The organism is Streptomyces racemochromogenes (genome assembly GCF_044129415.1).
GTDB lineage: Bacteria > Actinomycetota > Actinomycetes > Streptomycetales > Streptomycetaceae > Streptomyces > Streptomyces racemochromogenes_A.
In genome coordinates, this window is sequence record NZ_JBBDHD010000033.1 from 1 (window position 1) to 20,305 (window position 20,305).

Below are 20,305 nucleotides of genomic sequence, written 5' to 3' on the forward strand. Positions count from 1 at the left end.
GGGGGGGGGGCTGGGAGGAGGGCACCCCCCCCCCCCCCCCCGGTTGTGGGGGGGGGGGGGGGGGGGCCGGGGGCGGCCCCCCGCGGGCGGCGCGGGCGGCCCCCTTCGCGGTCCGCTACTCCCCCGCCGCGCGCAGGAGGGCGTCAAGGCGGGTCAGGGCCTCGTCGCAGAGGCGGGCGGCTTCCAGGTCGTCGGGGGCGGCCGCGCAGTCCTGGAAGCGGTCCACGAGCAGCAGGCCCTGGGTGTGGATCTCGTCGGGCGTGGTCATCGGGTGCCTCCCTCTCAGACCGCGTTGCAGGCGCGGAAGACGTGGACCAGCGCGGGCAGGCTCGCGCCGTGCTGGAAGGCGATGTACTCCGGCAGCACGGCGGAGGGCGCCCACTTCTGCTTGTACTCCAGCTGCGTGCGCGCCGGGTAGATGTGCGCGCCGTGCTCCCAGAGGTGCTCCATGAACCAGTGGAAGCCCCGGCTGTGGCCCGGGAACCGGGGGGCCGTCAGGGAGGTGAAGGGGGTGAAGCCGAAGTGCAGCCAGCGGGTTCCCTCGGCGGTGAACACGTCGATGGCGGCCTTGTTGAGGGCCTCCATCACCCCGGGCGGGGAGTCGGGCTGCCGGCGGCTCAGGTCGTGCATCCAGCCGGGCTGGGGCCCGTACACCGGGGCGTAGGAGACGTAGCCGATCAGTTCGCCGTCGCGGAGCGCGGCGAAGAGCCGGCGCAGGTGCTGGTAGCGGCCGCCGGTCTGGCCGACGAGGAACTCCAGGGGTTTGACGCCCTCGCCCTTGGTGGAGAGCCAGGCGGCGTCCAGTTCCGCGATCTGCCCGGCGTGGTCCTCGTAGGGGACCTCCTTGATCTCCAGGCCGCTGCGCAGGGCCCGGGAGATCTTGTTGCGCAGCTGCATGAACTTCGTGCCGGCCAGGGTGAAGGTCTCCAGGTCGACGGCGTAGGAGGCGCCCATCTGGTTCACGGTGAAGCCCTGGTCGACGTAGACGTCGGCGTCGGCGCCCTGGAGCTGTACGGACACGATCTCGCGGCCCTGCTCCGCGGCGAAGGCGCGGAACGCGGCCAGCAGGCGGGCGCGGGGGCCATCCGGGCCGGCGGGGGCGAAGGGGGCGAAGGGGCCGCCGAACTGGACGAGGTAGCGGCCGACGGGACGGTAGACGATCACCCCGGGCCCGTCCGGGAGCCGGAAATAGCTGTTCCCGTCACTGAAGGCGAAATAGGCGCTCGGATTTCCGGCGTCCGCGTACTGCCGGATGGCGTCGAGCGCGACATCCGTCTCCAGAATCGTTCCGGTCATGTGAATTCCATTCTCGCGGCAGCACTACCGCTACTTATGGCACGGGCCGCCGGGCCCCACAAGGCCGCAGCCGCTCGCGGTCAGCCGTCCGTCAGGGCAGGGTCAGGCAAAAGTGCTGGTCAGATGAGTGTCAGGCCTCAGTCAGATGGTGGCTGGAAGACTCTCCCCTGCATATTCGACTTTCGGATCGCCGGGAATCCACGGAGATCCGGACGTGAAATCCGAGAGAGCCCGAGACAGCCCGAGGAGAAGACGGCGATGCGTTCCCTGACGACAGCGCGCGGGATCTGCGAGCAATTCCACGCAGGTCTTCTCGACGCACTCGAAGAGCTGCCGCTCGCGGCCCGGGAGGGCGCGGACAGCCCGGTCCTGGAGCTGTACCGCAAGCACGGCGGTCCCGGGCTGCTCGTGCCGGCCGCGTACGGCGGCGCGGCCGCCGGTCCGCTGGAGGCGGTCCGGGTGCAGCGGGCGATCGCCTCGCTCTCACCCTCGCTCGGGGTGGCCACGACCATGCACCACTTCACGGTGGCGATGCTGTTCCGTCTGGCGGAGGCCACCGGCCGACTGACCCCGGCGCAGCTGAAGCTGATGTCGGCGGTGGCCTCGGACGGGCTGCTGCTGGCGTCCGGCTGGGCGGAGGGGCGGACCGACCAGAACATCCTGGCGCCTTCGGTGGTGGCCGAGCGCACCCCGGGCGGCTACCGGGTCAACGGGGCGAAGAAGCCGTGCAGCCTCTCCGGTTCGATGGACGTGCTCACGGCCAGCGTGCAGGTGACGGAGGAGGACGGGCGCTCCGCGCTCGCGCTGATGCTGATCCCCGCCTCCTCGCCCGGGGTCACGACCCGGCCGTTCTGGGCCACCCCCGTCCTGGCCGCCTCGCAGAGCCACGAGGTCCGGCTCGACGACGTGGAGGTCCCCCAGGACCTCGTCATCCACAGCACCCCGGAGGACGCCGACCGGCTCGACGACCTGCAGACCGCCGGGTTCACCTGGTTCGAGCTGCTCGCCACCTCCTCCTACGTCGGCGCCGCGTCCGCGCTGGTCGCGCAGGTGCTGGCCGGCGGGCGGGGCAGCGCCTCCGAACGGGCGCAGCTGGCCGTACGGACGGACGCGGCGGTCTCCCTCGTGGAGGGCGCGGCCCGCTCCCTGGAGGACGGCACCGAGGGGGACGAGGCGGTGGCGGCGGTGCTGACCGCCCGCTACGCCACCCAGGACCTGCTCGCCCAGACCGTGGACCAGGCCGTGGAGATGCTCGGCGGGATGGCCTACATCCGTTCGGGTGACGTGGCCTACCTGGCCTCCGCGGTGCGCGCCCTGGCCTTCCACCCGCCGTCGCGCGCGAGCGTGGCCGCGGAGCTGGCCGAGTACTTCGCCGGCGGCCCGCTGCGCCTGTCCTGACCCCGCCGGCAGCATCCCGTAGCGCGGCCCGCCCGCAGTAAGGACCCCTCATGGACATCAAGAACCCGGTGGAATCGCCGGTCACCTTCAACCTGCACCGCCTGGAGTACCTGGTCGCGTTCGCCGTGACGATCGGGTTCATCCTGTGGCACTTCCTGGACATCAACTGGTTCGCGGCGATCGGCCTGTTCCTCTACATCGACCTGATCGGCTACATCCCGGGCGCGATCGCCTACCGGCGCAGCGCGAACGGGCAGATCCACAAGGCGTTCTACGTCCTGTACAACACGATGCACAGCCTGCTGAGCGTGGCCGCGGTCGGTCTGCTGTGGATGTGGCTGATCGGGCCCGAGTGGGCGCTGCTGGCCCTGCCGTTCCACGTCTTCGGCGACCGCGGCGTCTTCGGCAACTTCCTCAAGCCGTTCGGGCTGCCCTTCGAGCCGGAGGACACCCCGCTGGTGCACCAGGTGACGGCCATGCTCAAGCGCCGCTCGGCCACCGGCGGCCCGGTCCCGCTGCCCTACGAGGAGCACCCGGCCACCCTCGCCGCCACCGCCCCCGCCCCGGCCGTCGGGGTGAACCGGTGAGCCGCTACCCCGCCTGGCTGACCGACCGCTCGCCCTCGGTGTCCGCCGAGGGGTACGAGGACCCCGACGCGGCCCGCCTGGCGCTGCGCCGGCTGGCGTCGAGCGTGACGGTGCTGACCGTCAGCCAGGGCGGTGTCCGGCACGGCACCACCGCCAGTGCCGTGGTCACCCTCTCCCGCGACCCCCTGGTCCTGGGCGCCTGCCTGCGGCCCACCTCCACCTTCGCGGCGATGGTCCGCCGGGCCGGCCGCTTCTCGGTCAACGTCCTGGGCTCGGCCCAGCAGGACGTGGCCCGCCGCTTCGCCAATCCCCAGCGCCCCCTCGGCGACGCCCAGTTCGAGGGCTTCGACTGGTCCACCGACCCGCTCTCCGGGGCCCCGCTGATCGGCGGCAGCCTCGCCCACATGGCCTGCCGGGTCCTGGGCTGGCACCAGGTCGGCGACCACGACATGCTCCTCGCCGAGGTCACGGGCGGCTCCCACACCGTCGACTCCCCGATGCTCAGCTTCGCGGGGCGCATGCACAGCGCCTGCGTCACCCCCGCCGCTTCCGTCTCCGTTCCCGCTTCTCCCAGTGAGGTTGTCTCATGACCACCCTTCCGCAGATCCCCGTCGAGGCCGACTGGGACCGCGCGCCCAACCTGCTCGACGGCGCCCAGGAGATGACCCTGACCGCCGAGGAGTGCGACCTGGGGTACTGGCTGTCGGCCGTCGCCCAGGGGACCCTGCGCGGGCGGGCCGAGGCCGGACACGACGCTGTCACCCCGGCGCACATGCGCGAGGAAGGGCCGCTGCGCGAGGCGCTCGTGCTGGAGCTGGGCAACCGGTCGCTGGCCGAGTCCCGGGCGGTGAACGTGCTGTCCCACTACGTCATCGGCGCCCCCGGCGTCGTCGAGCAGGAGTTCTTCGCCACCCAGGTGATCGACGAGGCCCGGCACGCGATGATCTTCCGCAAGCACCTGGTGGACCTCGGAGTCCCCGAGGCGGGACTGCTGGAGTTCATCAGGGAGCAGGGCACCGACTACACGCGGCGGGTGCTGAACCCGATCGCCGAGTTCGCCACGACCGTCGTGCGCGACGAGGGCGACTTCATCGGTGCCGTCGCCGTGTTCACCATCGTCATCGAGGGCGTGCTGGCGCCGGCCGCCGAACTCAGCGAGCGCAAGTGGACGCTGCTGGACCCGGCGGCCGCCGAGATCGCCCGCGGCGCGTCCATCGACGAGATCCGCCACCTGACCGTCGGCAGCTCGATCGTCCGCGACCACCTGGCGCGCAACCCCTCGTACCGGCCCCGGCTGATCGAGCTGATCCGGCGCGGCCGGCAGCTGTGGGACGAGCTGCCGTCGGAGGAGTTCGTGCTGGAGCGCGAGGAGCTGTTCCAGCAGGGCATGTTCGCCCACGCCGAGCTGCTCAGGGACTACGAGGTGTTCCCCGGCTGCAAGCTGCTGGAGACCACCCCCAAGGAGCGCTACGACCTCGCCGAGCGGTGGACCGACGACATGGCCGAGGTGCGGCTGCCGTACATGGGCATCCCCGAGGCCGTCGACCTGATCCGCACCCACCCGAGGTAGTCCCGGTGACGTCCACGATCCCCGCGAGAACGCAGCCGCGGGACGCGACCGCCGCGCCCGGGCTGCGACGGACGCTGACCACCCCCCGGATCGTCTTCCTGGTGGTCGCCGCGGCGGCCCCCATGTCCGGAGTGGTGGGCTCGGTGCCCCTGGCCTACGCCATCGGCAACGGGGCGGGGGTGCCCGCCACCTTCGCCCTCGCCGGGCTGATACTGCTCTGCTTCTCCGTCGGGTACGCGGCGATGAGCCGGCACGTGGTGGGCGCGGGCGGCTTCTACACGTACATCGGCCAGGGGCTCGGCCGGCCCCTGGCCGTCGCGGGCGGGCTGACGGCCGTCCTCGCCTACACCGCGGCCGTCGCCGGCGTGGCCGGGGCCTTCGGGTACTTCGCCGAACTCGTCGCCGGCGCCCACGGCCTGCCCGTGCCCTGGCCGGTGTGGACGGGCGCCGCCCTGGCCCTGACGGCCGTGATGGGGTACCGGCGGATCGACCTGAGCGCCCGCCTGCTGGCGGTGCTGATGGTCGCCGAGGTGGCGGTGCTGGGACTGCTCGCGCTGGCCATCGGCGTACGGCACGGGACGGACGCCCTGCCCGCGGCGACGTTCGCGCCCGGCACCGTCTTCGCCCCCGGGCTCGGGGTGGCCCTGATGTTCGCCCTGATCTCGTACGTGGGCTTCGAGGCGGCCGCGCTGTACGGCGAGGAGAGCCGGAACCCGAAGCGGAGCGTGCCGGTGGCCACGTACGCGTCCGTCGTGCTCATCACCGTGTTCTTCGCGCTGATCAGCTGGGCGGCCGTCGGAGCGATCGGCGCGGACCGGGTGGCCGAGACGGCCGGCAGGCAGCTGGGGGACCTGTTCTTCCGGCTGTCCGACGACTACCTCGGCGGCTTCGCGACGGGCGTGATGCAGGTCCTGCTGTGCACCAGCCTGTTCGGGGCGCTGCTCGGGCTGCACACCGCCGCCGGCCGGTACCTGTTCGTCCTGGGCCGGGAGCGGGTGCTGCCGTCCTCGCTGGCCCGGGTGCATCCGCGGCACGCCTCCCCGCACCGGGCGAGCGTGGTGCTGTCGGTGGGCACGGCCGTGGTCTGCGGCCTGTTCGCGCTCGCGGGCGCGCACCCGTACACCACCCTGGCGACGACCATGCTCGCCCTGGGCACCGTCGGGATCGTCGCCCTCCAGGCGGCGGTGGCGGTCGCGGTGCTGGTGTTCTTCCGCCGGCACCCCGACGCCCACTGGTGGCGGACCCGGCTCGCCCCGGTGCTGGCCCTCGCCGGTCTGGCGGGGGCGCTGTGGCTGCTGCTGGACAACTTCCCGCTGGTCACCGGCACCGACTCCGTGTGGGTCAACCGGATCCCGTGGCTGATGGCCGGCGCCGCGCTCGCCGGGCTCGGCTACGCCTGGTGGCTGCGGGCCCGCGCGCCCGAGCGCTACCGGGCGATCGCCACCGCGGCCCATGACGCACCGGAACCGCAGGACATCCCGTAACGAGACCGAGGAGCCGTCATGCACGACCCGCACAGCCTGCTCCAGGACGGGGCGGAGGCCGATCTGGCCCGCCGCGGCTACGTCCTGGACCGGGACGCCCTGCGCACCCTGACCGAACGGCGCGCCCGGCTGATCGCCGAGCGGGACAAGCTGCGGGCCGAGCAGAACCGCTCGGCGAAGACCGGCGGCCCGCCGGACGCGGCCGCCCGGGCCCGGCTCCAGGAGGCCAGGGAGCGGCTGCGGTCGGTGTCGGAGGAGCTCAAGGGGGCGGAGGACGGGCTCGGCGCGCTGCTGCCGACCGTCCCGAACCGCCCGTACGCAGACGTGCCCGACGGGACCGAGCAGGACCCGCCGGTGGTGCGGCGGGTCTGGGGGGAGGTGCCGGGCTTCGAGTTCACGCCGCGGGACCACGTGGACGTCGGCACCCGGCTGGGGATCCTGGACCCGGTGCGCGCCGCCAAGCTGTCGGGCTCGCGCTTCGCGGTGACCCGGGGGGCGGGGGCCCGGCTGGAGCGGGCGCTGGCCGCGTTCCTGCTGGACCTGCACACCGCCGAGCACGGGTACACCGAGCACGGGGTGCCGCACCTGGTCAGCCGGGAGACGATGACGGGAACCGGGCAGCTGCCGAAGTTCGAGGACGACCTGTTCCTGACGAACGCCGCCGACCGCGACCTGCTGCTGATCCCGACGGCGGAGGTGCCGCTGGTCAACCTCTACCGGGGCGAGACCCTCCAGGAGGACGAACTCCCCCTGGCGCTGACGGCGTTCACGCCCTGCTACCGGGCGGAAGCGGGCTCGTACGGGCGGGACACCCGGGGGCTGGTGCGGCTGCACCAGTTCGAGAAGGTGGAGCTGGTGCGGATCTGCCACCCCGACCGGGCCGCGGAGGAGCTGGAGCTGCTGACCGGGCACGCCGAGACGGCGCTGCGGCGGCTGGGGCTGGCGCACCGGGTGGTGGAACTGCGGGCCGGGGACCTGGGGTTCGCGGCGCGGCGCACCTATGACATCGAGGTGTGGCTGCCGGGCCAGGGGACCTACCGGGAGATCTCGTCCTGCTCGGACTGCGGCGACTTCCAGGGCCGCCGGGCCGGCATCCGGGTGCGCGGCCGGGACGGGCGGAAGGCCTTCGCGGCCACCCTGAACGGTTCGGCGCTGCCGGTGGGCCGCACGCTGGTGGCGATCCTGGAGCAGTACCAGCGTGCGGACGGCTCGGTGGCCGTGCCGCCCGCGCTGGTCCCGTACACCGGCTTCTCGGCGATCGCCCCCGACGGATCGCCGGTGGTCACCCCCGCCTGAGCCGCTCGGCCGGGGGCCGGGCCGGGGACCGCGCCGACGGCCGTACCGGGTCGTCGGCGCGGTCCGGCCAGGTCAGGACGGTCACCGGGGGCAGTTCCCGGGACACGAACGCGGTCATCGCCCACGGGCAGTCCTGCCGGGTGGGCTGGAGCGCGGTGTGCCCGTGCCAGGGCCGGGCGCCGTGCCCGCTGATCCCGCGCAGGGTGACCGACCCGTCGGGCCCGAAGGCCAGGTCCACCTCGCGGGCGCCGTCGGCCAGTCCGCGCCCGGTGGCCTTGACGGCGGCCTCCAGCAGGGTCCACGCGTGGAAGAAGGTGTCGGCGCCGACCCCGTCCGGGACCCCGGGGTAGACGAAGGTGAGCACGTCGAGGCTGCTGGTGGCCGGGCGGACCAGTTCCACGTCGACCCCGATGGGCCCGGTCTCGGTGGCGCCGAGCAGCAGCAGCCCGTCGGAGCGGGACCAGCTGACGTGCGTACCGGGCTGGTCGGGCAGGTAGGGCTTGCCGGCCGGGTCGTAGTGGATGCGCAGGTCGTGCGCGGCCAGCCCGAGCCGTTCGGCCAGCAGCCGGCGGACGGTGAGGCGGGCCCGGAAGAAGCGGTGGGCGGCGCGGGCGTGGACGAACTCGGCGCCGCGCCGCAGCTCCTCCTCGGTCAGGCCCTCGGGGTAGTGCGCGCTGATGTCTTGGGGGGCGACCTGGTCGAGGTCGACCAGCCATGCGTCCATCGTGCTCCTTTCTCTGGCACGGCCCTCCCCGGTCCCGGAAGGGACGGCCTACAGGCCGAAGACGCGGGTGCGGGAGCGTGCGGGGTCGCCCGGGCGGAGGTGGAGGCGGCCGGACGCCGGGAGCATGACGGCCGCGGCGACGGTGCGTTCGGCGCGGATGTCCCCGCGGTCGGGGACGCGCACCGGCGGCGTGGACAGGAGGGCCAGGTGGTCCTCGGGGGTGGCGGTGGCGGGGAGCGCGGCCAGGCCCTCGGCGGCCGCGTGCAGGCGGCGCAGCGAGGAGTTGCGGGCGAAGACGTTGAGTTCGTCCGCGGGGGCGAAGTCCGGGTGGAGGTAGTGGTTGGTGTGGGTGAGTCCGGCGGGCGGGGCGGCCTCCGTGACGCGGAGGTCGCCGTCGAGGTGTTCGACGTACAGGGCCCGTTCGGGGTCGCAGAGCATGAGGGAGCGGGAGCTGGCCAGGGGGAGGTCGGCGAGGATCTTGAGGGCCTGGCCGGTGTCGGCGGCGGTGTCGAGGAGGTGACGGATGGCCAGGTACGGGGGGACGCCGGGGCCCCAGGTGCCGCCGAGGACCAGGTTCAGTCCGACGGCGAGGCCGTCGCTGTTGAGGCCGAGGTAGCCGAGGAGGCCGGCGAAGCTGAGGACCAGGGAGCGGCGGGCGGTGCCGGTGCGGGCGATCTCCAGGACGCTGATGTGGGTGTCGAGGTCGCCGCTGAGGTCGACGGTCTGGGCGAGGACGGGCGGTCCGGCGCCGGGGCCGGTGCGGGCGTACGTGGTGCAGTCCCCGCCGGTGGGGATCCTGGAGTAGCCGAGGATCTCGCGGCGCAGCTGGAGCAGCCAGGCCTCGTCCTCGGAGGTGCCGGCGCCGTCGGCGAGGCCGGCGACCTCCTCGGCGAGGTCGGGCAGGCAGTCGGTGACGGCCCTGCGGTGGGCGGTGATGGACGGCAGCAGGGCGGCCAGCGTCAGGGGGGCGGGGACGAGGTGGTTGAGGCGGGCGAGGCCGTCGTCGAGGAAGGCGCGCAGGGGCGTGGAGAGGGCCGCGCCGTGGGCGCGGCCGATCTCGTACGGGGTTCCGCAGGCCCGTATGTGGCGGATGCCGGGGCCCGCGGGGGACGGGTCGCTCATGCCGGGACGGCCTTCTTGGGGCCGCGCGCGAGGTGCGCCCGGACCGCGGGCCATTCGGCGCGCAGGATGCTGTAGAAGACGGCGTCGCGGCGGCGGCCGCCGGGCATGTAGTTGAAGCTGCGCAGGACGCCTTCCTCGGTGGCGCCGATGTTGGCGAGGCCGCGACGGGCCTGGACGTTGAGGACGTCGGTCTTGAACTCGGCGCGTTCGGCGCCGAGCACCTCGAAGGCGTGTTCCAGCAGGAGGGCCTTGGCCCAGTGGTTGACGCCGCGGCCGCGGAAGTCGCGGCCGAGCCAGGACCAGCCGAGTTCCAGGCGGCGGTCGGCCTCGGCCATGTTGCCGAAGCTCATGCTGCCGGCGGTGCGGCCGGATTCCTTGTCGGTGATGGTGAAGACGGTGCGGCGGCCGGCGGCGTGGTCGGCGAGGTTGGCGTCGAAGAAGGCCTCGAAGTCGGCGTCGGTCTCGACGGCGGCGACGAAGTAGCGCCAGATGTCGGGGTCCATGGCCACGGCCCGGATGCCCTCGCGGTCGGCGCCGGTGATCGGGGTGAGGCGCACCCGGTCGTTCTCCAGGACGGCGGCGGCGTGCTCGGTCCAGCTCATGGTTCAGGCTCCGGTGGCGGTGGTGGCGGTGGTGGCGTGGTGGTGGCGGGCGAGGGCGGCGGTGACGTCGCGCAGGGTCTTCATGCCGGCGAGGTCGTGTTCGGTGAAGTGGGCGAGGTCCACGCCCGTCTCCTCGCAGGCCTCGGTGAGGAAGAGGACCTTGTTGAGGGAGGTGAGCCCGTAGGCGCCGGCCATGTCGGCGTCGGGGTCGATCTCCTCGGCGGGGACCTCGGGGACCAGGACGAGGGCGAGCTGGTCGCGGACGGCGTCTTCGAGTGCCGTGTCGGTGGTGTCAGGCATGGATTCCGGCCTCCTGGGAGTGCAGCGGGACGTGGTAGGCGGCCCGGATGTCGGGGCGCTTCGGCTTGTACTGGGAGGTCAGCAGGCCGCCCTCGATGCTGAACGGCGGGTCGGCGACGAGGACGCGGCTGATGCGCTCGTCGGGGGTGGTGGCGGCGTTGACGGCGGCGAGGCGGGCGGCGATGGCCCGGTGGTCGGCGGGCTGCGCGGCCGGGGAGACCACGGCGACGAGCTCGGTCTGGGTGGGGCTGAACAGGACGCATTCGGCGATGGCCGGGTCGGCGCGCATCAGCTCCTCGATGGGCCGGACGATGACCTTCTTGCCGTTGTCGAGGACGATGACGTCGTCGGCGCGGCCGTGGACGAAGAGGTAGCCGTCCTCGTCGAGGTGGCCGAGGTCGCCGGTGCGGACGGTGCCGTCGGGGGAGAAGACCTTCTCGGAGTCGCCGGGGCGGGCGTAGGTGTAGTGGTTGTTGACGGGGTGGGTGCTGCGGACGCTGATGACCCCGTCCTCGCCGATGAGCACCTCCTTGCCGCGTACGGCCCGGCCGACGCTGCCCTCGCGGTGGGCGCCGGGGTGGTTCTTGGTGACGATGCAGGTCTCGTTGAGGCCGTAGCCCTCGTAGAGGGGGAGGCGGGCCTCGTCGCCGAAGAAGCGCAGCACGGCCGGGGAGGCGGGCGCGGAGCCGGTCCACAGGTAGCGGATGCGGTCGCCGAACAGGGCGCGGGCCGCCGCCTCGGGGCTCTGGCCGGGGGTGCGGCGCAGGCGGGCGCCGATCTGGCGGCGGGCGGTCTCGTAGAAGGCGGGGACGCCCATGACGACGGTGGGGCGGACGCGGCGCAGGGCGGCGAAGGCCGCCTCGTAGGTGGTGATGGTGACGTCGTGGCCGTGGAGGAGGGCGGAGTAGACCCAGTAGCGCTGCTGGAGGAGGGAGAGGGGCAGGAAGACGAAGAGGTGGTCGTCCGGGGTGTGTTCGAAGATCTCCTGGACGGCGGTGAGGGAGCTGTCGATGCTTCCGGCGGTGGCGCCGAGGCCCTTGGGGACGCCGGTGCTGCCGGAGGTGAACTTGATGGTGGTGACGTCGTCGGTGGTCCAGGTGACGGGCGGGAGGGGCGGGGTGGCGGGGGCCGCCGTGGCGGGGTCGGTGAGGGCGAGGATGCCGTCCACGGGGAGGGTGCCGGGGGCTCCGCCGGTGGGCTGGTCGGTGAAGAGGAGGTCCAGGTCGTAGCGGGCGGCGAGGTCGGCGGAGGGGGTGAACTTTCCGGGTTCCAGGCCGGCGGTCTGCGCGCCGAGCCGCAGGGCGGCCAGGTCGAGGAGCACCCATTCGAGGCTGTTGGCGGCGAGGATGCCGATGCGGTGGCCGGGTCCTGTGCCGTACCTGCTCCGCAGGTGGTGGGCGAGGCGGGCGGCGCGGGTGTGGAGCTCGTGGAGGGGGAGGGTGCGGGTGCCGTCGAGTCGGGCGACGTGGATGTGGCCGGTCTGCGGGGGCGGGCCGTCGACGACGCGGCGGATCGTCTCCGGCCGGGGCTGCTCCGGCCGCGGCTGCTCCGGCGGGGGTGCGGCCGGTCGGCTGCGGGCCGGCTGTGGCTGGTCGCGCGGTTCCCCGCGCCCCTGGGGGGTGGGCGTCGTCGGTTCCGTGCCGGTGCGTTGTGGCTGGGCGGGTTGTTCGGCGCGGCCCTGGAGTGGCTGCCGGTGGGCGGGCATCAGGACTCCTTCGGCATCAGGGCCGCCGCCATCGCGCGGACCGTGGAGAGTTCCGCGAACTGGTCCAGGGTGAGGGTGACGCCGAAGCGCTTGCGGGTCGCCGTGAGGATGCGGGCCGCCGCGATGGAGTCGCCGCCGAGGGAGGTCAGGGTGTCCAGGGCGCCGACGTCGGGGCGGCGCAGGACCGTGGACCAGATGTCGCAGAGGATCTTCTCCGCCTGGGTGGCCGGGGCGCTGCCGCCCGGGGCCGCGGCGGCGGTGGGTGCCTGGGCGGCGAGTTCGGCCAGCCGGGTGCGGTCCACCTTGCCGTTGCGGGTGAGGGGGAGCTCCTCGTGCCAGAGCAGGGCCGCCGGGAGCATGTAGTCGGGGAGGTCGGCGCGCAGGGCCCGGCGGATCTCCGTGAGGTGGGGGCGGTGGCCGCCGGAGGGGACCAGGTGGGCGATGAGCCGGTTGCCCTGGGGGGCGACGACCGCCCGGGACACCTCCGCGAGGGCCGCGAGGCGGGTCTCGACCTCGCCCGCCTCGATCCGGTAGCCGTTGATCTTGATCTGGAAGTCGCTGCGGCCGAGGATCTGGATGCTGCCGTCGGGCAGGTAGCGGCCGAGGTCGCCGGTGCGGTACATGCGCTCCCCGCGCGCGGTGTCCTCGTAGAAGCGTTCGGCGGTGCGCTCGGGGTCGCCCCAGTAGCCGCGGGCCAGGCCCGTGCCGGCCGCGGTGATCTCGCCGGTGACCCAGTCGGGGGCGTCGCAGCCGTGGCGGTCGAGGACGTAGGCGCGGTTGTTGGAGTTGGGGCGGCCGTAGGGGATGGAGGCCGATCCGTCCTCGTCCTCGCCCACCGGGTGGAGGACGTTCCAGACGGTGGTCTCGGTGGGGCCGCCGAGGGAGACCACCTCCAGGCCGGGCACCAGCGCGCGCAGCTGGGCGGGCAGGGCGGGCGGGATCCGGTCCCCGCTCATCAGGACCAGCCGCAGGCCGGGCGGTACGTCCCCGTCGGCGCGGGCCTGGCCGTGGAGGAGGCCGAGGATGGCGGGGACGGAGTTCCACACGGTGACCCCGTACAGCCAGCACAGTTCGAGCCAGTGCGCGGGGTCGGCCGCCTTGTCGCGGTCGGGCATGACGAGCGCCGCGCCGGCCGAGAGGGCGCCGAAGACGTCCCAGACGGACAGGTCGAAGTGGAAGGCGCTGACGGCCATGAACCGGTCCTCGGGGGTGATCCCGAAGCGGGCCTGGCAGTCGGCGACGAGGTTGGCGACGCTGCGGTGGCTGACCATGACGCCCTTGGGGGCGCCGGTGGTGCCGGAGGTGTAGAGGACGTAGGCGAGGTCGTCGGGGTGGGATCCGGGGAGCCGGTCGGGGAGTTCGGCGCGGCCGGAGCAGGGCCGGGTGAGGTCGAAGGCGGCGACGGTGTCGTCGGAGGGCCGGCCGGAGTTGGTGAGCACGCAGCGCACCTTGCCGTCGGTGAGCATGTACTCCTGCCGGGCGGCGGGCAGGGCGGCGTCCACGGGCAGGTAGGCGGCTCCGGCGAGGACGGTGGCGAGGATCCCGACGATCTGCTCGGGGCCCCGGTGGCAGACGAGACCGACGAGGTCGCCGCGGCCCACGCCCTGGGCGCGCAGCCAGGTCGCCGCGGTGGCGGCCCGGTGGAGGAGTTCGCCGTAGCTGACGGTCCGGCCGGAGGTCAGGATGGCGGGCGCGGCGGGGGTGCGGGCGGCCCGGGCCACGATGGCGTCGCCGAGCATCTCGTCGGGCAGGGCGACGGCGGTGTCGTTGGCTGCGGCGCGGCGCTCGCGCTGGGCGGGCGGCAGCAGGTCGAAGGAGCGGCGCTGCCAGGAGGTCTCGTCGACGAGGGTTTCCAGGAGGGTGCGGTAGCCGTGCGCGAGGTCGTCGAGGAGGCCCTCGCAGAAGAGTTCGTCGATGCCGTCGAGCTGGACGACGAGCGCGCCGTGCTGCTCCATGGCGAAGGCGTTGAGCCACACCTGGGGGGTCTGGCTGACGGTGTAGACCTCCTTGCCGAAGAGTTCCAGGGCGGAGCCGTCGACCTCGCTGCTGACGTGTCCGATGGCGCTGTTGAAGGTGTACGGCATGCGCGCGCCGGTGACCCCGCCGCGGCGGACGGCGAGTTCGCGCAGGAACTCGACACCGGAGTGGTGGCGGTGGTCGATGTCGGTGTGCAGCCGGGCCTGGAGCAGCTGGGCGCGTTCGGCGAAGGTCAGGCGGCGGTCGACCTCGGCCTCGACGAGGAGGGTGTCGGAGAACTGGCCGATGGCCTCGAAGACGCGGGGGTGGACGGGCGGGCGGTGGGCGACGGTGGTGGTGAGGGTGAACCGGTCCCCCGCGCCCCAGGTGGCGAGGGTTTCGGCGTAGGCGGCGAGCAGCAGGGCGGAGGGGGTCAGCCCGGCGGCCGCGGCCCGCTCCTTGAGGGCGGTCCAGGCGGTGCGCTCCAGGGTGACGCGGCGCGGGGTGAAGCGGGTTTCGGTGAGGGCGGCGGGGCTGGTGCGCAGCGGCAGGTCGGGGTGGGGGGCGAGGTCGTCGGCGCGCTCGGCCCAGTAGGCACGGGAGCGGCGGGCGGGGGCCTTGTCGCGGGCGGCTTCGAGGGCGGCGAGGTAGTCCTCGTAGGGGAGTTCCTCGTGGACGTCGGCGCCGGGGCTCTGGTAGGCGTGCCACCAGGCGCGGAAGAACAGGAACATGCTGATGCCGTCCATGACGAGCCCGTCGTGGCCGACGTGGAGGAGCATCCTGTCGTCGTCGAGGATGGTGGCGTCGACGGTGATCAGGGGGGCCTGGTCGGCGGGCAGGACCTGGTGGGAGCGCATCTCGCGGAGCTGGGCGCGGATGGCGTCCTGCTGGCGGGGGGTGTGGGAGCGCAGGTCGAGGACGCCGATGCGGGGGGCGTGGTCCATGTACTCGGTGGCCTGGCGTTCGTCGGACAGGAAGCGGGAGCGCAGGCCGCTGTGCGCGGCGATCACGGTGTCGAGGGAGGCCTGGAGCCGGTCGATGTCCCAGTCGCCCTCGATCTCGTGGAAGACGTGGCTGGAGACGTCGCCGATCTCGAAGATCCCGCTGCGGCCGAGGTAGTAGCTGCGCTGGAGGGGGGTGAGGGGGAAGCCGGGGCCGTGGTCGGCCTCGCGCTCCAGGTGGGCGACGAGGGCGGGCTTGGCGGCCCGGACGCGGGCGATGAACTCGGGGTCCATCCGGTCGCGGTTGCCCGTCAGGCGCAGGTCGCCGTCGGCGAGGGCGACGGTCAGCCCGCGGTCGGCTATCTCGCGCAGGATGTGGCGGTGCTGGTTCATCGGGCCTCCCCCGAGGTCAGGGCGGCGACGGCGGAGGGCTCGGCGCGCTCGGCGATGACGGCGGCGAGTTCCGCGAGGGTGCCGCCGTGCAGGAGTTCGTCCATGGACAGGTCGACGTCCAGGGCGTCGAGGATCTGGTACTGGACGGTGACGGCCTGGAGGGAGCCGGCCGCGAGCTGGGTGAGGGTGCGGCGGGCGATCTGCTCGTCGGGGCCGAGCCGCAGGGCGGTGCGGGCGATCTCGGTGAGCCAGGGGGTCAGGACGGGCTCCGCCGCGTCGCCGGGGTCCGGGGAAGGCTGGAAGAAGACGGCGTCGGCGAGGTCGACGGCGGCGCCGGGGGTGAGGAGTTCGACGGTACGGGGCCAGGTGCGCGGGGCGTCGATGCCGAGGGCGGCGGCCAGGCGGGCGGCGAAGCGGGGCATGAGGGGGGCGGCGGCGTGCGCGAGGAGGCGGGCGGCGGCCAGTTCGAGGGCGATGGCGGTGCGGTTCTCGTCCTCCCAGCCGGCGGTGTCGGTGAGGAGGCCCTCGGCGCGGGTGAAGCGGACGGTGTCGCGGACGATGCCGTCGAGTTCGGCGGCGGCCTGGGTGAGGGAGAAGGAGTCGTTGCCGAGGGCTCCGGTGACGGCGTTCAGGCGGGTGCCGAGGCGGGCGAGGAAGGCGGTGTGCTCGGGGGTCCAGTTCCCGGCGTCGGGGGCGCGGCCCCCGTGGTGCTTGGCGACGCGGGAGCCGAGGTCGGTCAGCCACTGCTGCCAGGTGCCGATGAGGGTGTCGGCGAGGGTGGCCTCGTAGGCGGCGCGCCGGAAGTCGGTGCGGGTGCCCTCGGGGCGGGTGGTGGCGAGGAAGTAGCGGACGGCGTCGACGGTGTCGGGGGTGAGGACCTCCTTGCCCCAGATCGCGTGCCCCCGGCTGGTGGAGAACTTCTCGCCGTCCAGGAGGTAGAACTCGTTGACGTGGTAGTCGACGTCGGGGGTCCAGCCGGGGTGGGCGAGCTGGTAGAGGACCGGGTGGAGGACGGAGTGGTAGAAGCTGTTGTCGTAGCCGAAGAAGTGGACGATCTTCCAGTCTGCGGAGGGTTCCGCGGCCCGCCAGGGCCGGCCGAGGCGGGCGCCCAGTGACTGGATGCCGTGCAGGAAGCCGTAGCCCATCTCGGGCCAGACCCAGATGACCTGCCCGTCGGTGTCGCGCTCGCGGGGTTCGACGCCCCAGCCGGAGGGGTGGGTGAGGGGGAGGTCGAGGGCGGGGCGGCGGAAGAGCCGGTCGGCGAGCTCGCGCAGCCGGGCGGGGACGCGGCCGCGCCGGTGGTGGGCGCGGACGTCGGCGGCGTAGGCGTGCAGGGGCAGGGTCCAGCGTGCGGCGGGGCCCGGGCGGGGGGCGCTGCCGGTGAAGGCGGAGCGGGGGTCGGCGAGGTCGGCGGCGGTGTTGGGTTCGCCGCACTCCTCGCACAGGTTGCCGGAGGTGGCGGCGCCGCAGCCGGGGCAGCCGCCGGTGACGTCGGCCTCGTAGAGGTACTCGCCGGTGAGGGCGTCGTAGAGGGCGTCGTGGGCGGCGACGTCGATCTCGCCGGAGGCGACGACGCGGCTGAAGAAGTCCTTGAGGCCCTCGCGGTAGCCGGGGTCCTGGTCGGTGACGGTGTACTGGTCGAGGGGTATGTCCATCAGCCGCAGGGTTTCGGCGATCTCGGCGCTGTAGTGGGCGGCGGTCTCGGCGGGGGTGCGGCCGTCCCGGCGGGCGGCGCCGAGGACGTAGCTCTGGTAGTCGTCACTGCCGGTGAGGTGGTAGGCCTCGGTGCCGTTCATGCGCTGGAAGCGGGTGAAGGCGTCGGCGCCGAGGTAGGGGCCGGCGAGGTGGCCGAGGTGCAGGTCGCCGTTGGGGGTGGGCGGGGTGGAGAAGACGAAGACGGGACGGTCGCCGAAGCCGGTGCGCACGGGGGCGGAGGCGGCGCGCGCGGCGCGTTCGGCGTCGCGCCAGTACTGGGTGAAGAACACCAGGTCGGTGCCGTTCCCGGCACTGTCCTGGGGGCTGGTGTTCCTCAGGACGTGCGACTCGAAGGGTTCGAAGAGGACGACGGTGCCGGGGACGGCCTCGTGGCGTTCGCCGTCGATGACGAACTCGCCCCGGCCGGAGACGATGACGAACAGTTCGGTCTCGTCGTGGTGGTGTTCGTCGGTGGCCCGGCCGGGGGCGACCCGGCCCCATCCGGCGCCGGTCCCGAGGCCCCCCACAGCGCTCATGTCGATGCCGAACGCCTGCTCCAGCACGTCGTCGTCATAACGCGCGATGATCATGTCGTGGCCTTTCGCGGGGACGGGAGGGAGGGGATCAGGTCGGCGGCGCGGGCGGCGAGCGCGGGGGCCAGGCGGTAGCCGGAGCCGCCGGCGGCGCCCGCGAAGAGGAGCCGGCCGTAGGGGTCGAGGGCGGTGGCCAGGGGCGTCCCGGCGGGCCCGTACGCGTCGCAGAACACCCGGCCCGACCGGCAGTGGGCGGCCAGGGCGGGCGCGTAGCGGGTGAGCAGGGCGCGGCCCTCGCGCAGGTGGGCGGTGGTGACGGCCGGGTCGACGGTGGCGGGGTCGGGGTCCCATTCGGGGCAGGTGTAGCTGAGCAGCCAGTGGCCGCGGTGGTGGAAGGGCAGCAGGAAGGCGTCCTCCTCGTGCAGGACGACCGCCCGGTCCCCGGCTGCGGGCGGGACGTCCACGTGCAGGGCGACGACCTTCTTGACGCGGGCCCCCAGCGGGGTGACGAGCTCGCGCCAGGCGGGCTGGTCCAGCCAGGGGCCGGGGGCGATGACCACGTGTCCGGCGGCCAGGGTGGCGCCGCCGCTCAGGGTGAGGCGGGCTCCTCCGGGGCCGGCGGCGACGGTCTCGACGCGGACGCCCTCGCGGAAGGAGACGGCGGGGCGCAGTTCGGCGGCGAGGAGCTGGGTGAGGGTGTGGACGTCGGCGTACTGGCAGCCGTCGCCCTCCCAGGCGCCGTAGCCGTTCGGCAGGACGGGGACGCAGGGCGGCAGTTCGCCGGTCCAGCGGAGCTTGGCCTCGGGCAGGTAGGCCTCGCGCAGGGACTCCTCGGCGGACTCGGGCGCGAGGACGGTCATGTCGAGGGGGTGGATGGGCAGGTCGGGGCGGGCGGCGTGGAGGTCGGCGTAGAAGCGCTCGCTCTCGGCGGCCAGGGCGCGGACGGTGTCGTCGGCCCCGCGCGGGAGGTGCAGTCCGGCGGAGCGGCGGGTGGCGCCGGAGCCGATCATGTCCCGGTCGAGGACGGTGACGGTGGCGTCGGGGTCGCGGGAGAGGACCTCGCGGGCGATGAGCACGCCGAGTATCCCGGCGCCGACGACGGCGACGTCGACCCGCGCCCCGCTCGGGCCGCCGGCGTGGGGGGCGGTGGTGCGGTAGGCGGGGGCACGGGTGGGGTCGGCGGCGGGCCCGGAAGCGGTGGCGGGCCCGGCCGTGGCCGCGGGCCCGGAAGCGGTGGCGGCCGGGGTGGCCCGGGCCGGGGGGACGGGGGCCGGGGCGGCTTCGGGGTCGGTGGTCAGGGGGCGGCAGGTGCCGGTGCGGTGCGTGGTCATCAGGCGGTCCACCGTTCGTCCTGGGGGGTCTTGGAGGACCACTCGATGAAGGAGGCGAGCTGCTCGTCCCCGCGTACGCCGCACAGCCGGTCGGCGATGCGCCTGCTGCGCCAGGCGTTGAGGCTGAGGTTGGGGTCGGCGAGGCCGCGCTGGCCGCGGACGCCGTTCTGGACGAAGATCCGGCGGTCGGCGGGCCCGTCCCAGCGGACGGCGTAGTCCTCGTCGACGCGCAGTTCCTCGCCCTCGCGCTCCAGGCGCCCGGCGAGCGGGGCGAGGAACTCGGTGGCGGCCGGCCGGTAGCCGGTGGCCCAGACGATGACGTCGGTGTCGAACTTCTCCACGGCCTGCGTCTCCTGGGTGTGCCGGGCGCGGACCTCCCAGCCGCCGAACTGGCCGGGCCGGACGTCGAAGACCTCGCGTCCGGGGTGCAGGGCGACCAGGTCCTCGTTGCCGTCCACGAAGCGGTGCAGGTAAATGCCCTGGTAGATCTCGCGCAGCGTGGACTCGGAGATCCCGTCGCTGCTGAGGACGTTGCGGGAGTTCAGCGCCTGGCGGCGTTCGCGCGGCAGCCCGTAGAAGTAGTCGGCGTGGCTCGGCATGTAGTAGTCGTTGGTGAAGGGCGAGTCGTCGATGGGGAAGTAGTTCTGCCGCCGCGAGATCCACGAGACCCGGCGGGGCAGGTCCCAGCCGCCCCGGGAGATCAGGTCGAGGAAGGCCTCGGCGCCGGACTGGCCGCCGCCGATGACCACGACCCGCTTGCCGCCGACGTCCTGTGCGTTGGCCATGTAGTCGCTGACGTGGAACTGGGTGGGGCCGAGCTGGTGCTCCCCCAGCGGCGGCACCCAGGGGCGGCTGCCGACGCCGACGACGATGTTCTCGGCGGTGACGGTGCGGCGTGCGGTGCGGACCGTGAACACCCCGGGTCCGTCGTCGAAGTCGACCTCCTCCACGCCTTCGCCGAAGACGACGTTCTCGTTGCGGCGGCTGGCCCAGGCCAGGTAGTTGCGGAACTCCAGCCGGGGCACGTCGTCGAACTGGGCGTTGAGGAAGTGGTAGACCCGGCCCTTGGCGTGCAGGTAGGAGAGGAAGGAGAAGGGGTTGGCGGGGTCGGCCAGGCTGACCAGGTCCTTGAACTGGGAGACCTGGAGGCCTGCGCCGGGGATCTGCTGGCCGTCGTGCCAGCCGAAGGACTCCTTGCGGTCGAGGAAGAGATTGGGTACGTCCGGCCTGCTGTGCAGCAGGGACGCCAGGCTGAGGTTGGCCGGGCCCACGCCGACTCCCACGCAGCGGAAGTGCGTGATGCCCGGCCGGAAGCTCTCGTGCCCCATGGTTCGGAACCTCTCGTTCGATGTGCGGTGGCTGAGGTGAGGGG

17 protein-coding genes are annotated in these 20,305 nt (G+C 73.7%); 6 read left to right on the plus strand and 11 right to left on the minus strand.

Annotated elements, in window-relative coordinates; translation table 11 throughout:
• Positions 1–115: 115 nt before the first annotated feature.
• Together WDV06_RS15390 and WDV06_RS15395 are read right to left on the minus strand one after the other, a co-directional pair.
• Positions 116–268: a hypothetical protein gene (locus WDV06_RS15390; protein WP_395510304.1), complete on the minus strand. Its 153-nt coding sequence runs from the start codon at positions 266–268 to the stop codon at positions 116–118.
• 14 nt (positions 269–282) lie between these two features.
• Positions 283–1,296 carry a bifunctional lysylphosphatidylglycerol flippase/synthetase MprF gene (locus tag WDV06_RS15395; RefSeq protein WP_395510305.1) on the minus strand — a complete coding sequence of 338 codons (1,014 nt, stop codon included), beginning with the start codon at positions 1,294–1,296 and terminating at the stop codon, positions 283–285.
• A 258-nt stretch (positions 1,297–1,554) separates the two neighbouring features.
• Here WDV06_RS15395 and WDV06_RS15400 point away from each other — a divergent pair, with 258 nt between their 5' ends.
• The 6 genes from WDV06_RS15400 to serS are packed head-to-tail and all read left to right on the plus strand — an operon-like array spanning position 1,555 to position 7,631.
• The gene (locus WDV06_RS15400; protein ID WP_395510306.1) at positions 1,555–2,694 is read left to right on the plus strand and encodes an acyl-CoA dehydrogenase family protein; all 1,140 of its coding nucleotides are present in this window, start codon (positions 1,555–1,557) and stop codon (positions 2,692–2,694) included.
• A gap of 50 nt (positions 2,695–2,744) precedes the next feature.
• Positions 2,745–3,281, plus strand: a complete 537-nt coding sequence (locus WDV06_RS15405) for a hypothetical protein (RefSeq protein ID WP_395510307.1) — start codon at positions 2,745–2,747, stop codon at positions 3,279–3,281.
• Positions 3,278–3,871, plus strand: coding sequence for a flavin reductase family protein (locus WDV06_RS15410; protein ID WP_395510308.1), 594 nt, complete (start codon positions 3,278–3,280; stop codon positions 3,869–3,871). The genes WDV06_RS15405 and WDV06_RS15410 overlap by 4 nt, the downstream gene beginning before the upstream one ends.
• Positions 3,868–4,851, plus strand: a complete 984-nt coding sequence (locus WDV06_RS15415; protein ID WP_395510309.1) for a ferritin family protein — start codon at positions 3,868–3,870, stop codon at positions 4,849–4,851. Before WDV06_RS15410 ends, WDV06_RS15415 begins: the two co-directional genes overlap by 4 nt.
• Positions 4,852–4,856: 5 nt before the next feature.
• On the plus strand, positions 4,857–6,335 hold the full coding sequence (locus WDV06_RS15420; protein WP_395510310.1) for an APC family permease: 1,479 nt from the start codon (positions 4,857–4,859) through the stop codon (positions 6,333–6,335).
• 18 nt (positions 6,336–6,353) lie between these two features.
• A complete protein-coding gene (gene serS / locus WDV06_RS15425; RefSeq protein ID WP_395510311.1) occupies positions 6,354–7,631 on the plus strand; it encodes a serine--tRNA ligase in 1,278 nt (425 codons plus the stop codon).
• Here serS and WDV06_RS15430 read toward each other — a convergent pair.
• The 9 genes from WDV06_RS15430 to WDV06_RS15470 are packed head-to-tail and all read right to left on the minus strand — an operon-like array spanning position 7,618 to position 20,261.
• Positions 7,618–8,355: a 4'-phosphopantetheinyl transferase family protein gene (locus WDV06_RS15430; RefSeq protein WP_395510312.1), complete on the minus strand. Its 738-nt coding sequence runs from the start codon at positions 8,353–8,355 to the stop codon at positions 7,618–7,620. The two genes, serS and WDV06_RS15430, sit on opposite strands and share 14 nt — an antisense overlap.
• Before the next feature lie 48 nt (positions 8,356–8,403).
• Positions 8,404–9,477: a C45 family autoproteolytic acyltransferase/hydolase gene (locus WDV06_RS15435; protein ID WP_395510313.1), complete on the minus strand. Its 1,074-nt coding sequence runs from the start codon at positions 9,475–9,477 to the stop codon at positions 8,404–8,406.
• Positions 9,474–10,079 (minus strand): GNAT family N-acetyltransferase, encoded by a 606-nt coding sequence (locus tag WDV06_RS15440; protein WP_395510314.1) that lies wholly within the window; start codon positions 10,077–10,079, stop codon positions 9,474–9,476. Before WDV06_RS15440 ends, WDV06_RS15435 begins: the two co-directional genes overlap by 4 nt.
• Before the next feature lie 3 nt (positions 10,080–10,082).
• Positions 10,083–10,379, minus strand: a complete 297-nt coding sequence (locus WDV06_RS15445) for an acyl carrier protein (RefSeq protein ID WP_395510315.1) — start codon at positions 10,377–10,379, stop codon at positions 10,083–10,085.
• Positions 10,372–12,084: an AMP-binding protein gene (locus WDV06_RS15450; protein ID WP_395510316.1), complete on the minus strand. Its 1,713-nt coding sequence runs from the start codon at positions 12,082–12,084 to the stop codon at positions 10,372–10,374. Before WDV06_RS15450 ends, WDV06_RS15445 begins: the two co-directional genes overlap by 8 nt.
• Entirely contained in the window at positions 12,084–15,374 is a 3,291-nt protein-coding gene (locus WDV06_RS15455) for a non-ribosomal peptide synthetase (RefSeq protein WP_395510317.1), read from the minus strand. The genes WDV06_RS15450 and WDV06_RS15455 overlap by 1 nt, the downstream gene beginning before the upstream one ends.
• Positions 15,371–17,659 (minus strand): class I tRNA ligase family protein, encoded by a 2,289-nt coding sequence (locus tag WDV06_RS15460; RefSeq protein ID WP_395510318.1) that lies wholly within the window; start codon positions 17,657–17,659, stop codon positions 15,371–15,373. The genes WDV06_RS15455 and WDV06_RS15460 overlap by 4 nt, the downstream gene beginning before the upstream one ends.
• Positions 17,656–18,933 carry an NAD(P)/FAD-dependent oxidoreductase gene (locus WDV06_RS15465; RefSeq protein ID WP_395510319.1) on the minus strand — a complete coding sequence of 426 codons (1,278 nt, stop codon included), beginning with the start codon at positions 18,931–18,933 and terminating at the stop codon, positions 17,656–17,658. Before WDV06_RS15465 ends, WDV06_RS15460 begins: the two co-directional genes overlap by 4 nt.
• Positions 18,933–20,261, minus strand: coding sequence for a lysine N(6)-hydroxylase/L-ornithine N(5)-oxygenase family protein (locus WDV06_RS15470; protein WP_395510320.1), 1,329 nt, complete (start codon positions 20,259–20,261; stop codon positions 18,933–18,935). Before WDV06_RS15470 ends, WDV06_RS15465 begins: the two co-directional genes overlap by 1 nt.
• Between the last annotated feature and the right edge of the window lie 44 nt (positions 20,262–20,305).